At 45.0% G+C, this 14,949-nt stretch carries 13 protein-coding genes and 1 tRNA gene; 8 read left to right on the forward strand and 6 right to left on the reverse strand.

Going from position 1 to position 14,949, the window contains the following annotated elements:
• Positions 1-27: 27 nt before the first annotated feature.
• From GPK88_RS05500 to GPK88_RS05510, 3 genes are all read right to left on the reverse strand, one after another.
• Positions 28-729, reverse strand: a complete 702-nt coding sequence (locus GPK88_RS05500) for a protein phosphatase 2C domain-containing protein (RefSeq protein ID WP_173771125.1) — start codon at positions 727-729, stop codon at positions 28-30.
• Between the two features lie 13 nt (positions 730-742).
• Positions 743-1,093 (reverse strand): DUF2500 domain-containing protein, encoded by a 351-nt coding sequence (locus tag GPK88_RS05505; protein WP_148445007.1) that lies wholly within the window; start codon positions 1,091-1,093, stop codon positions 743-745.
• Between the two features lie 267 nt (positions 1,094-1,360).
• Positions 1,361-1,444, reverse strand: a tRNA-Leu gene (locus GPK88_RS05510).
• Positions 1,445-1,682: 238 nt separating this feature from the next.
• On the opposite strand from GPK88_RS05510, the gene GPK88_RS05515 reads away from it, so the two are divergent.
• The 5 genes from GPK88_RS05515 (at position 1,683) to GPK88_RS05535 (ending at position 9,679) form a co-directional block, all read left to right on the forward strand.
• Positions 1,683-2,759, forward strand: a complete 1,077-nt coding sequence (locus GPK88_RS05515; protein ID WP_118062010.1) for a carbamoyl phosphate synthase small subunit — start codon at positions 1,683-1,685, stop codon at positions 2,757-2,759.
• Positions 2,759-5,974, forward strand: a complete 3,216-nt coding sequence (gene carB, locus GPK88_RS05520) for a carbamoyl-phosphate synthase large subunit (protein ID WP_215707581.1) — start codon at positions 2,759-2,761, stop codon at positions 5,972-5,974. The genes GPK88_RS05515 and carB overlap by 1 nt, the downstream gene beginning before the upstream one ends.
• Positions 5,975-6,144: 170 nt before the next feature.
• Entirely contained in the window at positions 6,145-7,047 is a 903-nt protein-coding gene (locus tag GPK88_RS05525; protein WP_173771127.1) for an undecaprenyl-diphosphate phosphatase, read from the forward strand.
• A gap of 34 nt (positions 7,048-7,081) precedes the next feature.
• Positions 7,082-7,981, forward strand: coding sequence for a hypothetical protein (locus tag GPK88_RS05530; RefSeq protein ID WP_215707582.1), 900 nt, complete (start codon positions 7,082-7,084; stop codon positions 7,979-7,981).
• A gap of 90 nt (positions 7,982-8,071) precedes the next feature.
• Positions 8,072-9,679 (forward strand): serine hydrolase, encoded by a 1,608-nt coding sequence (locus GPK88_RS05535; RefSeq protein WP_215707583.1) that lies wholly within the window; start codon positions 8,072-8,074, stop codon positions 9,677-9,679.
• A 4-nt stretch (positions 9,680-9,683) separates the two neighbouring features.
• Here the strand turns inward: GPK88_RS05535 and GPK88_RS05540 are convergent, their stop codons facing one another.
• Together GPK88_RS05540 and GPK88_RS05545 are read right to left on the reverse strand one after the other, a co-directional pair.
• Positions 9,684-10,604: a substrate-binding domain-containing protein gene (locus tag GPK88_RS05540; protein WP_173761792.1), complete on the reverse strand. Its 921-nt coding sequence runs from the start codon at positions 10,602-10,604 to the stop codon at positions 9,684-9,686.
• Positions 10,597-10,809, reverse strand: coding sequence for a TOBE domain-containing protein (locus GPK88_RS05545; RefSeq protein WP_118062004.1), 213 nt, complete (start codon positions 10,807-10,809; stop codon positions 10,597-10,599). Before GPK88_RS05545 ends, GPK88_RS05540 begins: the two co-directional genes overlap by 8 nt.
• A 194-nt stretch (positions 10,810-11,003) precedes the next feature.
• On the opposite strand from GPK88_RS05545, the gene modA reads away from it, so the two are divergent.
• The 3 genes from modA to GPK88_RS05560 all read left to right on the forward strand — a co-directional run bounded on the left by modA (position 11,004) and on the right by GPK88_RS05560 (position 13,667).
• On the forward strand, positions 11,004-11,858 hold the full coding sequence (modA, locus tag GPK88_RS05550) for a molybdate ABC transporter substrate-binding protein (RefSeq protein WP_148445002.1): 855 nt from the start codon (positions 11,004-11,006) through the stop codon (positions 11,856-11,858).
• Positions 11,859-11,922: 64 nt separating this feature from the next.
• Positions 11,923-12,618, forward strand: coding sequence for a molybdate ABC transporter permease subunit (gene modB, locus GPK88_RS05555; RefSeq protein WP_148445001.1), 696 nt, complete (start codon positions 11,923-11,925; stop codon positions 12,616-12,618).
• Positions 12,618-13,667 carry a sulfate/molybdate ABC transporter ATP-binding protein gene (locus GPK88_RS05560; RefSeq protein WP_148445000.1) on the forward strand — a complete coding sequence of 350 codons (1,050 nt, stop codon included), beginning with the start codon at positions 12,618-12,620 and terminating at the stop codon, positions 13,665-13,667. The genes modB and GPK88_RS05560 overlap by 1 nt, the downstream gene beginning before the upstream one ends.
• Before the next feature lie 89 nt (positions 13,668-13,756).
• Here GPK88_RS05560 and GPK88_RS05565 read toward each other — a convergent pair whose 3' ends face one another.
• A complete protein-coding gene (locus GPK88_RS05565; protein WP_148444999.1) occupies positions 13,757-14,842 on the reverse strand; it encodes a PucR family transcriptional regulator in 1,086 nt (361 codons plus the stop codon).
• Between the last annotated feature and the right edge of the window lie 107 nt (positions 14,843-14,949).

Below are 14,949 nucleotides of genomic sequence, written 5' to 3' on the forward strand. Positions count from 1 at the left end.
TTTGCCAAAATGTCCGTATCACTGACGTTATTGTCTGGAACAGGGAGCATCTAACTCACAGAGTACATAGCTCATATCATCAAAATTTCTGGTGTTTATCATTTTCTGATTCAGGAGATCTTGATTCTGCACAGAAAAGATACCGGAAGTGAGAGGAACGTTCAGGCTGTTCATTCCATCGGATAAAAGAATGATCCTTCTGGCACCAGGTTTTGTCCAGCGATAAAAACGCAGATAATAAAAAAGAGTGCAGTTCATGGTCAGATAGGTTGAATTTGGGGTATTTCCACTTTGGGGTGAAGAAACGGTCTGCAGGCGGTCGGAACTGTTAATGTTCCATAATATGCATCCATCTCCCAGATGTACACCGATAAATTTGCCGTTTTTGTCCATGGAAATGGCGAGTATGGTTGTTGCCAGCAGTCTGGGAGCGATCTGCATTTCTTTTGCCATTTTTTTCAGTTCGTTATTTATTGTCCGGGTGAGCTGCATTTTGATATCGGGAAGTGCGTTATGGAGATATTGCTCAAAATTAGAATGAAGATTCCGGGCCAGAATACTTGCAGTTACACTGGCTGCAATGCCACCATAGGGGCTGCTTCCAGCCCCGTCGCATAAAACAATGGTTGTCTGTGTGGCATCGGAAAGTATTCTGATCTGATCCTGACACCGGCTGATATCAAATCCGTGGCATTTCCCGGCAGTGCGGAAAGATCGTACATGAATCATAGAAAGTGTCCTTTCAGCGGATTGGATTGGTTATTTCTCTCTGGAAGGAGAGGATGGTGTTTCCCTGATAGCGGATAATTCCGATATCATTTACAGAAAAAAGTACTTTATGATTTTCAAAGGTTCTGAGTTTTAAACGTTCTCCGTCTTCACATTCAACGAGATACCATCCAACCATGTGTGCACCTGGAAGTTTTGCGAGGATTTTTACACGTTTTGTGATGACAGGCTTGGTTTTGTCGGAATTTTTTATAAAGTAGAAAACTATCCATGCTAAAATGGAGATGCCGGCCAGTACAATAATAAATGCTATGAAAGTGCTGAGAAATTCGTTGGGATCGTAATGATCAAATCTGATAGTCATATTTTTTCCTCCTGTTTTACATATGAATGAAGTTAATTGGTAATTGGTGTCTAAAGTTTAGGGCTTCATGATCGGATCCTCCTTTTGTAAATGTGTTGTTCTTTGAACTGACTACATCATAGCGAAAGTGGGAGAGAACCCGGGTTTTACTTTTTTCTCCGGATTTTTTGAGGAAAAATGAGAAAAATAAAAAGAGCTGCTGCCTCTGGATAAATATTCATCCGGAAGCAACAGCTCCTTTTTGATTTTGGATAAAATAAAAAAGAATGCAGGAAATGGGACTTGAACCCACACGATCTTGCGACCACAGGCACCTGAAGCCTGCGCGTCTGCCAATTCCGCCATTCCTGCATTTTTTCAACCGGCTTACTTCACTTCATTTAGCTCCGTTCGTCGACTGCTCACTTATAATAACCCAAGAATTGAATAATGTCAATAGAAAAATTCAAAAAAATTAAAAAAATTTGAAAAAAATATTTTGAGTTAGTTTTATGCATTTTTTTTGTATATGGTGTTGAAAAATGGCGATTCCTGTGATACAATCTTGAAGATTTAGGATAAAATAAGAGAACAAAGAAAGGGAGATTGTATGAAAGCATTTCTGATATTGGAAGATGGCCATGTATTTACAGGAACTAGCATTGGTTCTGCAAGGGAAGTCATCAGTGAAATTGTCTTTAACACTTCCATGACTGGTTATCTGGAAGTAATGACAGATCCTTCTTACGCAGGACAGGCGGTGTGTATGACATATCCGCTGATCGGAAACTACGGAATCTGTTATGATGACCAGGAATCAAGGAAGCCGTGGATTGACGGATTTATTGTACGCGAATTATCACGAGTTCCCAGCAACTTCAGAAGCGTAGACACCATTCAGCATTTTCTGAGCAAAAACGACATTCCGGGAATCGCAGGAATTGATACCAGAGCACTGACTAAGATCCTTCGTGAGAAGGGAACCATGAACGGAATGATCACAGTTGACGAGAACTATGACCTGGATACAATCATCCCCAGATTAAAAGCATATACAACAGGAAAAGTGGTAGAGAAGGTTTCCTGCCGCGAAAAGGAAGTGCTTAAGGGGAACGGACCGAAGGTTGCGCTTCTTGATCTGGGCGCCAAGAGAAACATCGCACGCTCACTGAATGAGAGAGGATGCCAGGTTACCATTTACCCGGCTCTGACACCGGCAGAAGAGATCCTTGGAGACAATCCGGACGGCATCATGCTCAGCAACGGCCCTGGAGATCCGAAGGAATGCACTTCTATTATTAAAGAAATCAAGAAACTCTATGACTCCGATGTGCCGATCTTTGCCATCTGTCTTGGACATCAGCTTATGGCTCTTGCAACAGGCGGAGATACCCATAAGATGAAATACGGTCACAGAGGTGGAAACCATCCGGTCAAAGACCTGGAGACAGGAAGAGTTTATATTTCTTCTCAGAACCATGGCTACGTAGTAGACGCAGAAGGCCTTGAGGAGAAAAACATCGCACATCCTGCATTTGTAAACGTCAACGACGGAACAAACGAGGGTATGGCATATAATGGAAAGAACATCTTTACCGTACAGTTCCATCCAGAAGCATGCCCGGGACCACAGGATTCCAGTTACCTGTTTGACAGATTCATGAAGATGATGGGAGGAGAGAAATAATGCCAAGGAATAAGGACATAAAAAAAGTACTTGTGATCGGCTCAGGTCCGATCGTAATCGGCCAGGCAGCAGAGTTTGACTATGCAGGAACCCAGGCATGCCGCTCTCTGAAGGAAGAGGGCATGGAGGTTGTACTTTTAAACTCCAATCCTGCTACCATCATGACAGATAAAGACATCGCAGACAGAGTTTACATCGAGCCTCTGACTGTTGAGGTCGTAGAGCAGCTGATCCTCAAAGAAAAACCGGACAGTGTACTTCCTACACTGGGTGGCCAGGCAGGACTGAACCTTGCCATGGAGCTTGAGGAGAAAGGCTTCCTGAAAGAGCACAATGTACGACTGATCGGTACCACAGCAGCTACCATCCGTAAGGCTGAGGACCGTCAGGAGTTCAAAGATACCATGGAAAAGATCGGCGAGCCGGTTGCAGCATCCAAGGTCGTTACAACCGTAGAAGATGGTGTGGAGTTTACACAGACCATCGGATATCCGGTTGTTCTCCGTCCTGCATACACACTTGGCGGAAGCGGCGGCGGTATCGCACACAACGAGCCGGAGCTTCGTGAGATCCTTGAGAATGGTCTCCGTCTTTCCCGTGTAGGCGAGGTTCTTGTAGAGAGATGTATCGCCGGATGGAAAGAGATCGAGTACGAGGTAATGCGAGACAGCGCAGGAAACTGCATCACAGTCTGCAACATGGAGAACATTGACCCGGTTGGTGTCCATACCGGTGACTCCATCGTAGTTGCTCCTTCCCAGACACTTGGAGATAAAGAGTACCAGATGCTTCGTACATCTGCGCTTAACATCATCACAGAACTTGGTATCACAGGTGGATGTAACGTACAGTACGCTCTTCATCCGGAGAGTTTTGAGTACTGTGTCATCGAGGTTAACCCTCGTGTAAGCCGTTCTTCCGCACTTGCAAGTAAGGCTACCGGTTATCCGATCGCCAAGGTTGCGGCCAAGATCGCACTGGGCTACACACTGGATGAGATCCCGAATGCCATCACAGGCAAAACATACGCAAGCTTCGAGCCGATGCTGGACTACTGTGTCGTTAAGATCCCGCGTCTGCCATTTGATAAATTTATCACAGCAAAACGTACACTGACCACACAGATGAAAGCTACCGGTGAGGTTATGAGTATCTGCCATAACTTTGAGGGTGCTTTAATGAAAGCCATCCGTTCCCTGGAGCAGCACGTAGACAGTCTGATGTCCTACGATTTCTCCCATCTTTCTGATGAGGAACTTCTGGACGAGCTGAATATCGTGGATGACCGCCGTATCTGGAAGATCGCAGAAGCCCTGAGACGAAATATTTCCCAGGAGAAACTTCACGAGATCACCAAGATCGATATCTGGTTCATCGACAAGCTGGCAATCCTTGTTGAGATGGAGCAGGCTCTGAAGACCCAGAAACTGGACAAAGACCTTCTTCTGGAAGCAAAACGAATGGAGTTCCCGGACTACATCATCGCAGATCTCACAGGCAAGACAGAAGCTGAGATCAAAGATCTTCGTAAAGAGTACGGCATCCGTGCAGCATACAAGATGGTTGATACCTGTGCGGCAGAGTTTGCGGCAGAGACACCATACTACTACTCTGTATACGGCGATGACCAGACAGAGAACGAAGCAATCGAGACAAAAGATAAGAAAAAGATCCTGGTACTTGGTTCCGGCCCGATCCGTATCGGACAGGGTATTGAGTTCGACTTCTGCTCTGTACACTGTACATGGGCATTTGCGAAAGAGGGATATGAGACCATTATTATCAACAACAACCCGGAGACTGTAAGTACAGACTTCGATATTGCAGATAAGCTGTATTTCGAGCCACTGACACCGGAAGATGTTGAGAATGTAGTAAATATCGAGAAACCGGATGGAGCTGTTGTTCAGTTCGGTGGACAGACAGCCATCAAACTGACCGAAGCACTGATCAAGATGGGCGTTAAGATCCTTGGAACATCTGCTGAGAATGTAGATGCCGCAGAGGACAGAGAGCTCTTTGATGCCATCCTTGAGAAATGCCAGATCCCGAGACCGAAGGGACACACCGTATTCACAGCAGAAGAGGCGAAAAAAGCTGCCAACGAGCTGGGATATCCGGTACTTGTCCGCCCGTCCTACGTACTTGGAGGACAGGGAATGCGTATTGCTGTCAGCGATGAGGATGTGGAAGAGTATATCGGAATCATCAACCAGATCGCACAGGAGCATCCGATCCTTGTTGACAAATACCTCATGGGTAAAGAGATCGAGGTTGATGCGGTATGCGACGGTGAGGACATTCTGATCCCTGGAATCATGGAGCATATCGAGCGTGCAGGTATCCACTCCGGAGACAGTATTTCCGTATATCCGGCACAGACCATCAGCCAGAAAGCAAAAGACACCATCGCCGAGTACACACGTCGTCTTGCACAGGCACTTCATGTAATCGGTATGATCAATATCCAGTTCATCGTTGTAGGTGAGGATGTATATGTTATCGAGGTTAACCCACGTTCCAGCCGTACAGTACCGTACATCAGCAAGGTAACAGGAATCCCGATTGTTCCGCTTGCAACAAGAGTTATCCTTGGCCACAAGATCAAAGAGCTTGGTTACACACCTGGACTTCAGAAAGAAGCAGAGTACTTTGCAATCAAGATGCCGGTATTCTCCTTCGAGAAGATCAGAGGCGCAGATATCAGCCTTGGACCGGAGATGAAATCCACAGGTGAGTGCCTTGGTATTGCTAAGACCTTCAACGAGGCTCTTTACAAAGCATTCATCGGGGCAGGAATCCGTCTTCCGAAACACAAACAGATGATCATCACTGTTAAGGATGAGGATAAAGAGGATATCATCCCGATCGCAAAACGCTTCGAGGCTCAGGGATACCGTATCTTTGCAACAAGAGGTACAGCAAATGTCCTGACTGAGAACGGAATCAAGGTAACACGTACCAATAAACTGGAGCAGCCGTCTCCGAACCTGATGGATCTGATCCTTGGCCACAAGATCGATGTTGTCATCGATACACCGCCACAGGGTGTTGAGCATCAGAAAGATGGTTTCGTCATCCGTCGTAATGCCATTGAGACAGGTGTTAACGTACTTACAAGCCTTGATACTGCAGAGGCTCTGGTTACAAGTCTTGAGAATACAGACCTGAACAACCTGACTCTGGTAGATATTGCGACAATTGACAATCGTTAAGCGTTGTTAAATGTAAAAAATATGTAAATTTTGCGAAATAAAAGATTCAAAGTTTACGAATTGAAAAATATGTAATATACTGATAAGGACGGAGCCGTTGTTTATATACCGGTTCGGTCCTTATCTTATTTTTGGCACAAAGCGAAATGTGCTTTTGGAAAGGAGTTAACATGAGTTTTATAGAATTGCTGAAGGTTATCCTTCTTGGCATTGTGGAGGGAATCACAGAGTGGCTTCCGATCAGCAGTACCGGGCATATGATCCTGGTAGATGAATTTATCAAGCTGAATGTGTCCGATGCATTTATGGAATTTTTTCTGGTAGCGATCCAGCTTGGTGCGATCATGGCAGTTGTTGTTCTGTACTGGAACAAGTTGTGGCCTTTTTACATAAGGAAGATTCCCAAAAAAACACAGATGGCCCTTCGTAAACAGCCGGCAGTATCCAGAGGAATCCTTACATTTGTGGAGAAATACTGTGATAAGGAGAAATGGATCCTGTGGTTCAAGATCCTGGTAGCATGTCTGCCGACGATCATCATCGCACTTCCGTTTAATGACATCATTGAAGAGAAATTCTATAATTATGTTGTGGTTGCGATCACACTGATTGTTTATGGTGTTCTTTTTATTGTGATCGAGAATTACAATAAACGCCGCAGACCAACCTGTACCAGACTGGATAAACTTACATTCAAAACAGCTCTGATTATTGGCTGTTTTCAGGTGCTTTCCGTAATTCCTGGAACTTCCCGTTCCGGATCTACGATTATCGGAGGAATCCTTGCCGGAACATCTCGTACGGTTGCGGCTGAGTTCACCTTTTTCCTGGCAATTCCGGTTATGTTTGGCGCAAGCCTTCTGAAGCTTGTGAAATTCGGTTTTGCCTTCAGCTCCACAGAGCTGATCATCCTGATCGTAGGCGTACTGGTATCTTTTGTGGTATCAATCCTGGCGATCAAATTCCTGATGGGATATATCAAGAAACATGATTTCAAGGTATTTGGATGGTACAGAATCATTCTCGGAATCCTGGTTCTCGGATATTTTATCGGAAAAACATTACTTGCGTAAATATGTGTAAACAGTAATTCTGGAGGTAATTATTATGAAATATAAGAAAATTATGATTGCACTGGCAGCAGCTGCAGCACTGAGTGCAGCCGGATGTGGAAGTTCCTCAAAAGACACAGTGGAAGTAACCCCGACACCGGTTCCGACTGCGGCACCGACTGCAGCACCTGCGACGTCCACACCGCTTCCGACTTCCACGCCGGCACCGAAGCTGATTGGCGTAAAAACAAGCACTGCAAAATTTGTATATCTTACCAACAGTACCAGGGGTGAAATCCGTGAGGTTTATCTCCGTGCAGCCGGCGGAACAGAATGGGGCAAAAATCTCGTTCCTGCGGAATCTACCATCAAAGATGCAGAGCAGGTACAGATGTATTACACACCGGATTCTGCCACAGATGCAATCTATGATATGAAAGTTGTAGACGGAGATGGAAACGCATATGAGATTTACAGTGCAGAGCTGGGCGATATGGAGAAGGCCAAACTGATGATTCAGGACGGTTCTGCATATCTGACTTACATGAGTTTAAGTGACAAGAGTGAAAAGAGTACACAGGGAAATGTGGAGACCGATAACAGTGAATCTGACAGTACAGATTCCACAGACAGTACAGACACTTCCAGTGTGACCGATACTTCTTCCACAGATGACAGCTCTTACGACAGTTCTGATAACGGCAGCTATGATAGCAGCGATGATGGAAGTTCAGACAACAGTTATGACAGCAACGACAACAGTGATAACAGCGATGACGGAGACGGAGGAGATTACGATAACAGCGATAGCGGAAACTATGATGGCAATGATGACGGCGGTTATGTAGATGACAGTGATAACAGTGGAAGTGGAGACGATGTAATTGATGACAGTAACAGTGGCAGTGATGGAGACATTGTCTGGGATGATAATGGAGACTGGTCAGAAGAGTAATAAAAATCCGAATATCCCGTAAAAGTTACATAAAGGTACATACAGGTGGAAGGGCCTGCCGGGAACTCCGGCAGGCTGTAAAAAAGAGAAATGGAAGAGAAAAGAGTAAAAGTTAATAACAAAAAACCGGGAATTGCTGTGCTTGCGTGTTTATTTATGCTGACAGCAATTTTTTGCATTGGTCTGGCAGGAAACTGCCGTGAGGTAAAAGCGGAGTCCGGCACAGAGAAAATCATGTTTCAGGATAATAGTGGAAGGTACCTGAAAAAGTCCGGTGCAAACTGGTGCCTGCGGGATGTAAAAAACAAAAAGATTACAGGACTGCAGTATCTGGCAATTCCGGAAACAGATTTTCTGCACCGTGGCATTTACATGTTTGACAGCAATGGACGTCTGATACAGAAACGGGTTGTTTATTATTTTAAAAATCTGACGGTTCGTGGAATTACGTTTCAGGGGTATTATGTTTCGGATCCCAATGGCCGTTTTACAAAAGGAGAAAAAGGTCTTGTAAAAATTGCAGATCAGAAAGTAAACGGAAAAGCTTTCGGGGGCTATTATTATGCGGGCGATCGTGGCAGATTAGACGGAAAAACTTATGTCCGTTATATAAAGCAGAGAAAACTTCATGGTATGGCGCTGAAAAGTGGCTATTATTATTTCAACGGCGTGGGAAAAATGTGTTTTGGAACACATTTTCATAAGCTGAATATAACCGTAAACGGAAAGAAATTTAACGGAAGTTATTATTTTGGAAGTGGAAACGGCCGACTGACACAGAAAGCCGGATGTATTACCTACAGAAGCCGCAAATACTATATCGACAAAAATGGAAAGATGGCAACCAATTGCTGGAAGAGCGGTTTTTATCTGAAATCTGACGGTACCATTGCCAAGACAATGAAAACGCCGGATGGCCAGTATGTAGACTGGCAGGGAAGAAAGAGCACAAAGTCTGAGTATAAATTAAGCGCTTTTAAGGCTGAGATGGAGCATTTTGCGTCTGCTTACGGAGGAAACTGGTCCATTTACATAAAAGATCTGAAAACCGGAAATATTGTGAATGTAAATGATCAGGCAATGTATCCGGCAAGTACCATCAAAGCTTTTGTCATGGCATCTACCTACGATCAGATCAGACAGGGAAAAATGCAGTACAGTTCCAGCGTTCGAAATCTTTTGTGGGATATGATTACAGTCAGTGACAATGAAAGCTACAATGAGCTGGTAAGACGCCACGGAGGCGGAAGTTTTGTAAAAGGAACCGCGGTAGTAAACCAGTATCTGAAAAAGAATGGATATACAAAGACAGGCTGCCACAGTTCCCTTCATCCGTCATCCTCTTCCTGGGCAAGTGACGGAGGAAGAAATACCGCATCCGCAAAGGACTGCGGAAAACTGCTGGAACAGATTTACCGTGGCAAATGTGTGTCCAAACAGTATTCCAAGGAAATGCTGAATCTTCTGCTCCATCAGACTGTACGCTATAAGATTCCTGCAGGTCTTCCATACGGAGTGGTATGTGCCAACAAAACAGGAGAAACAAGTTCTGTTCAGCATGATATTGCAATTATTTACGGAAAGAAGACCGATTATGTATTATGCGTATTTTCAAGTGGTGCGTCCGAAGGGCATCTGCAGTCCGGAATCCGGGCGGTATCAACCAGAGTATATGAATATATGAACGCAAACCATTAAGTAATTACAGGGTGATAATTTCTCCTGTATGTGAGGTATCATATCCGGTCTGAAGAGAAAGGGTGCGCCGGAAATTTTCGGATGCAATGGTATCTGCCACTGCCTGAAAACCGGGAGCGCAGAGGTTCTCGGAACGCAGGATGAGATACAGCGTTTCCTCACAGACAGGAAGAAATGTAAGCCCTGGAAAACTTCTGGCAGCACAGCTTTCGCCAAGAGCGGTGTCAGCCTGTCCACCGGCAACGGCAGCGGCGGTGGAATAGTCGGAAACCAGTTCGTTGCGGTATCCGGATATGGCTTCCGGTGAAATTTCGGAAGCCTTCAGCTGCCGGTCAAGAAGAACTCTTCGGCTGCTTCCTTTTTCGCGGTTTGCAAAAATAATGTCTGCCCGTGTAAGATCTGAAAAATCCCGGATATTTCTGGGATTTTCTTTTTTTACATAAAAACCAACCGGATACTGGCAGAACCGGATTGCTGTCAGAGAAACTCCTGGAACAAGACTTTTGATATCCTCCGGGGAAGCGGCAGCACAGGCCAGGTGGACTTTTTCAAAATAGAGGGAATACAGTCCGTTGTAGGTATTCATATGAGACTGCAGTACCGGAAGGCTTCCAGGAGTGGAAGGAAGCTGATTTAAGAGAAGATCCAGGGCAGGGGAAGACTGTCCGCTGATGATCAGTCCACTGGAGTGGAGAAGATAGTCTCTTTTCAGAAGAGAACTTTCCGGCTGATAGTCACGGGTCTGCGCCGCAGTACTGATCTGCGCTGCTCCATCCAGATACTGTGCTAACTGTTCTTCGCTGACACGAAGCTGCTTGCCGATTTTTGAGGAAGAAAGTTCGCCTCTCTTGATAAGTTCGTATACGGTTGTCTTTTTGATTTTCAGTTTATCGGCGACTTCCTGGGCTGTGTAAAATTTATTCATCGATTCCCACCATAACGCTGGTAGCCTTGATTACCGCATAAGCGTCAGAGCCAACTTTCAGTCCAAGTTCCTCCACAGCGGCACAGGAGATGGTTGCTGTGATGATATTTCCTCCGCCAATATCAATGGAAACAATGGAATTTACGGCGCCTTTGTTGATGTTGATAACTTTTCCTTTTAACTGATTACGTGCACTGAGTTTCATAAAAAAATTCTCCTTATCTTTTAAGATCCTGATGTTGCAGTAAAAATTGCTCTGTGTATTTTATGATAGCATGTGTATGAAAAAACAGCAATGGCCTTACGCTTGACAAGAAACTTTCATTTAGGTAAAATTAGACGAAACCATTCAAAACTGAATGAAACTGAACGAAACAGAAAAATGAGAGGGACAAAAAGGTGAAGAAAAAAATCTTAGCAGCTCTTACAGCGGGAATTCTGACAACAGGCCTTATGACCGGAGGTGTTTTTGCGGCAGACACAGAGGTGAAAGGCGATGAGAATCTGAAAGGTGAGGTTTATGCTTTTATCGCAGCCAGCCTCAGCAATTCCATGGAAGAGATCCAGAAGGATTTCAATGAACTTTATCCGAATGTGACAATCTACTACAGCGCAGACAGCTCAGGTACACTGCAGACACAGATTGAGGAAGGCGCACGCTGCGATCTTTTCTTTTCAGCAGCAGATAAACAGATGGATGCCCTCACAGAGGAGAAACTGACAAAAGAGGACACTGTTGTTGACCTTCTTGAGAATAAAGTCGTTCTGATCAAACCAAAGGACGGAGAGACAAAGGTAACAGGATTTGAGAACATCACAGATGCCGAGAATATGGCGCTTGCAGGTGAGGATGTTCCGGTTGGACAGTACTCCCGTGAGATTTTCAACAACCTTGGAATCATGGATGATGTAAACGAGATGGAGATCAACGAGTGCAAGAACGTAACAGATGTACTTGCTGCAGTCAGTGAGGGAAGTAATGAAGTTGGTGTAGTATATGCGACAGATGCTGCATCTGTTGCGGATAAAGTAGAGATTATTGCAGAGGCACCGGCAGACAGCCTTCAGACTCCGGTTCTTTATCCGGTAGGACTTATTGAGGATAAAGAAGCATCTGAGGATGACACCAAGGCAGCAGAGGCATTCCTGGATTATGTAGAATCTGACGCTGCGATCAAGGTATTTGAGGACTATGGATTCACAGCATATAAGGCTGAGGACAGCACAGACTCTGAAGACAGTATCTCCAAATAATCATTATGCAGAAAACCGGCAGTAATTTTTTGAAATACGGTAAATGTCGGTGCAGGAATGAACGATGACAGAATTTTTGAAAGAAATAAACTGGAGTCCTCTGTGGATTTCCTTAAAAACAGGTCTGGTGGCTACCGTGATCGCCTTTTTTCTGGGGGTATTCTGCGCCCGTAAGATCATGAAACTGAAACCAGGAGCCAGAGCAGTACTGGATGGTATCCTTACCCTTCCTCTGGTACTTCCGCCTACAGTTGCCGGATTTTTTCTTCTGCTGATTTTCAGCCTGAAAAGACCGCTGGGAAGTTTTCTTCTGGATAATTTTGATATTAAGATCGTACAGACCTGGAAAGGTTGTGTGATCGCGGCTGCAGTGATTGCGTTTCCGCTGATGTACCGCAATGCACGTGGTGCTTTTGAGCAGGTAGATGTGAATCTGATCTATGCGGGCCAGACTTTGGGAATGAGCGATAACCGGATCTTCTGGAAGGTGGTTATGCCTGCGGCAGGACCGGGAATTGCTTCCGGAACGGTACTGGCTTTTGCACGTGCCATCGGTGAGTATGGAGCAACTTCCATGCTTGCCGGAAATATCCTTGGAAAAACAAGAACGGTTTCGGTAGCCATAGCTGCAGAGACCGCAGCCGGAAACTATGGAACTGCAGGCTTCTGGGTCGTTGTGATTGTGCTGATTTCCTTTGTGATTGTAGCGCTGATTAACATTGTATCCGGAAGAGGAATGAAGACAAGAAGGTGGATCTGATGGCAGTCAGTGTAAATATCGAAAAGAATTTCCGGGATTTTTCCCTGAAAGTACAATTTGAGGGCAGCTCGGCAGCCATCGGGCTTCTTGGAGCATCCGGCAGCGGAAAGAGCATGACGCTGCGGTGTATAGCAGGAATTGAAACTCCGGATCGGGGTAAGATTGTAATTAACGGAAAAACAGTCTTTGATTCGGAAGCAGGAATCAATCTGAAACCACAGAAACGGCGGATTGGCTATCTTTTCCAGAATTATGCATTGTTTCCAACCATGACCGTAGAGCAGAATATCCGATGCGGTTACCGTGGGGAAAAGGCCTCCGTCCAGGAAAAAGTGTCGGATTTGATCCGGCGTTATCATCTGGAGGGACTGGAAAAACGTCTTCCATCCCAGCTTTCCGGCGGGCAGCAGCAGAGAGTGGCACTGGCCAGAATGATGATCGGAGAGCCGGAAGCAATCCTTCTGGATGAACCGTTTTCCGCACTGGATGGATTTCTGAAGGATGTGCTGCAGAGAGAGATGCAGGATTTTCTTAAGGATTATCCGGGGGATATGATTCTTGTAACTCACAGCAGAGATGAGGCCTATAAATTCTGTAAAGAGCTTTCTGTTGTGGATGGAGGACGTATCCTCGTGACCGATGAAACGAAGCGGTTGTTTGAGAATCCCAGAATGCTGAAAGCGGCAAAACTTACCGGATGTAAGAATTTTTCAGCAGTTCAGCGGCTGGGAGAACACGAAATTTATGCCACAGACTGGAAAATGAAACTTCATACAGCAGAAAAAGTGGCAGAAGATATTACGCACGTGGGAATTCGTGGACACTGGATCCGGCCGGAAGAGAAGCCTGGAGAGAACTGCCTGGAAGTGCAGGTGGATGAGTATATTGAAACAACGTTTGAACATCAGTATATGATCCGTAAGAAAGATGAGGAGGCAGCAGCCGGTTTGTGGTGGATGCATCCCAAGAACAGTTTCATGGAAGATCCGGACATGGGACTTCCCAAGTATCTGTATCTTCCACCGGAACATCTGATGCTGCTGAAATAAAAATATCTCTGTAAAAAATAAAATCCCGGAAATATCCGTCAGATATTTCCGGGATTTTTTTGTGCTATGTACTATATTTTCTGAGATATTTATTTTCCATGATTCCGGGAGTAGGTAATGTAATCCGTTACCATCATGGCAAGTTTAAAAGCCAGTGCATCTTCGAAGGTACGGATATCCAGTCCGAATCGTTTTTGAAGCTTTTCAAAACGGTACACCAGAGTATTTCTGTGTACATAAAGCTGTCTGGATGTCTCGGAAAGATTCAGGTTGTTTTCAAAGAAAGTTCGGATAATATTCAGTGTTTCATCATCAATAGAATCCAGAGACTCATCTCCGAAAATTTCATTTACGAACATGTCACAGACCTGCGTCGGAAGCTGATAGATCAGGCGGCCGATACCAAGGCGGTTGTAGCCGAAGACATTTTTGTCTGCATAAAAGATTTTTCCGACTTCCAGAGCAGTACGCGCTTCTTTGTAGGCATCAGAAAGCTGCATAATATCGTCGGCAGCATTGCTGTAGGAGACCCAGGCAGAAGTCATGGCTTCTGTATTCAGCATATCTACAAGCATACAGGCAATTCCGTCAAGCTCTTCATAGCCCTCTGTGCTCTGAAGCTCACGGACAACAATAATGCCGGAATCATCCAGGGCAGTGATAAAGTCACGGGTCCGGGCGGAAAAGATATTCCGGATGGTTGCCAGAGCATTTTCATCTTTATGCTGTTTGGTTTCCACAAGAAATACTGCACGGCGGACAGAAGGTGCAATGTGGAGACGGGCAGCTTTGTTGAAGGCTTCCACCTGAGAGTAGCGCTCCAGAAGAAGGTTCTGCATGAAGGAATTTTTGTCCGTTTTTTCCGCATAGGCAGTAAGAAGGCTTTCTACCTGGCAGACAGCAAGTTCTCCGATGGTAGAAGCAGAATCCGTGGAACCCCATACAGTCAGAAGCATATCGCCGGATGTGCCGTTTAATTTGTAGAGGCTGCAGGAACGGTTGGAAATGCATAAAGCAGGATCTTCACGGAACTGGGTGAGTTTTTCGGCAGATGGAAGCTTTCTGTCTCCGGTGGAAGCGAAAACTTGATTACTTTCATTCAGAATACAGAAATCCAGTCCACTGATCCGGTTCCAGTCATCCAGACATTTTTGAAGTGTTTGCTGTATTTTCATAAAAATTGAGTCCTTTCTGTAGATGAAGTGAAAATTGTGCAGAGTAAAAAAGAAACCCCGGGAAAATATATCCCCGGGGTTAAATTCATTTTTTGTAATTCGGTAAG

Origin of the sequence: Blautia sp. MCC269, assembly GCF_018785655.1 — a bacterium.
Lineage (GTDB): Bacteria > Bacillota > Clostridia > Lachnospirales > Lachnospiraceae > Blautia_A.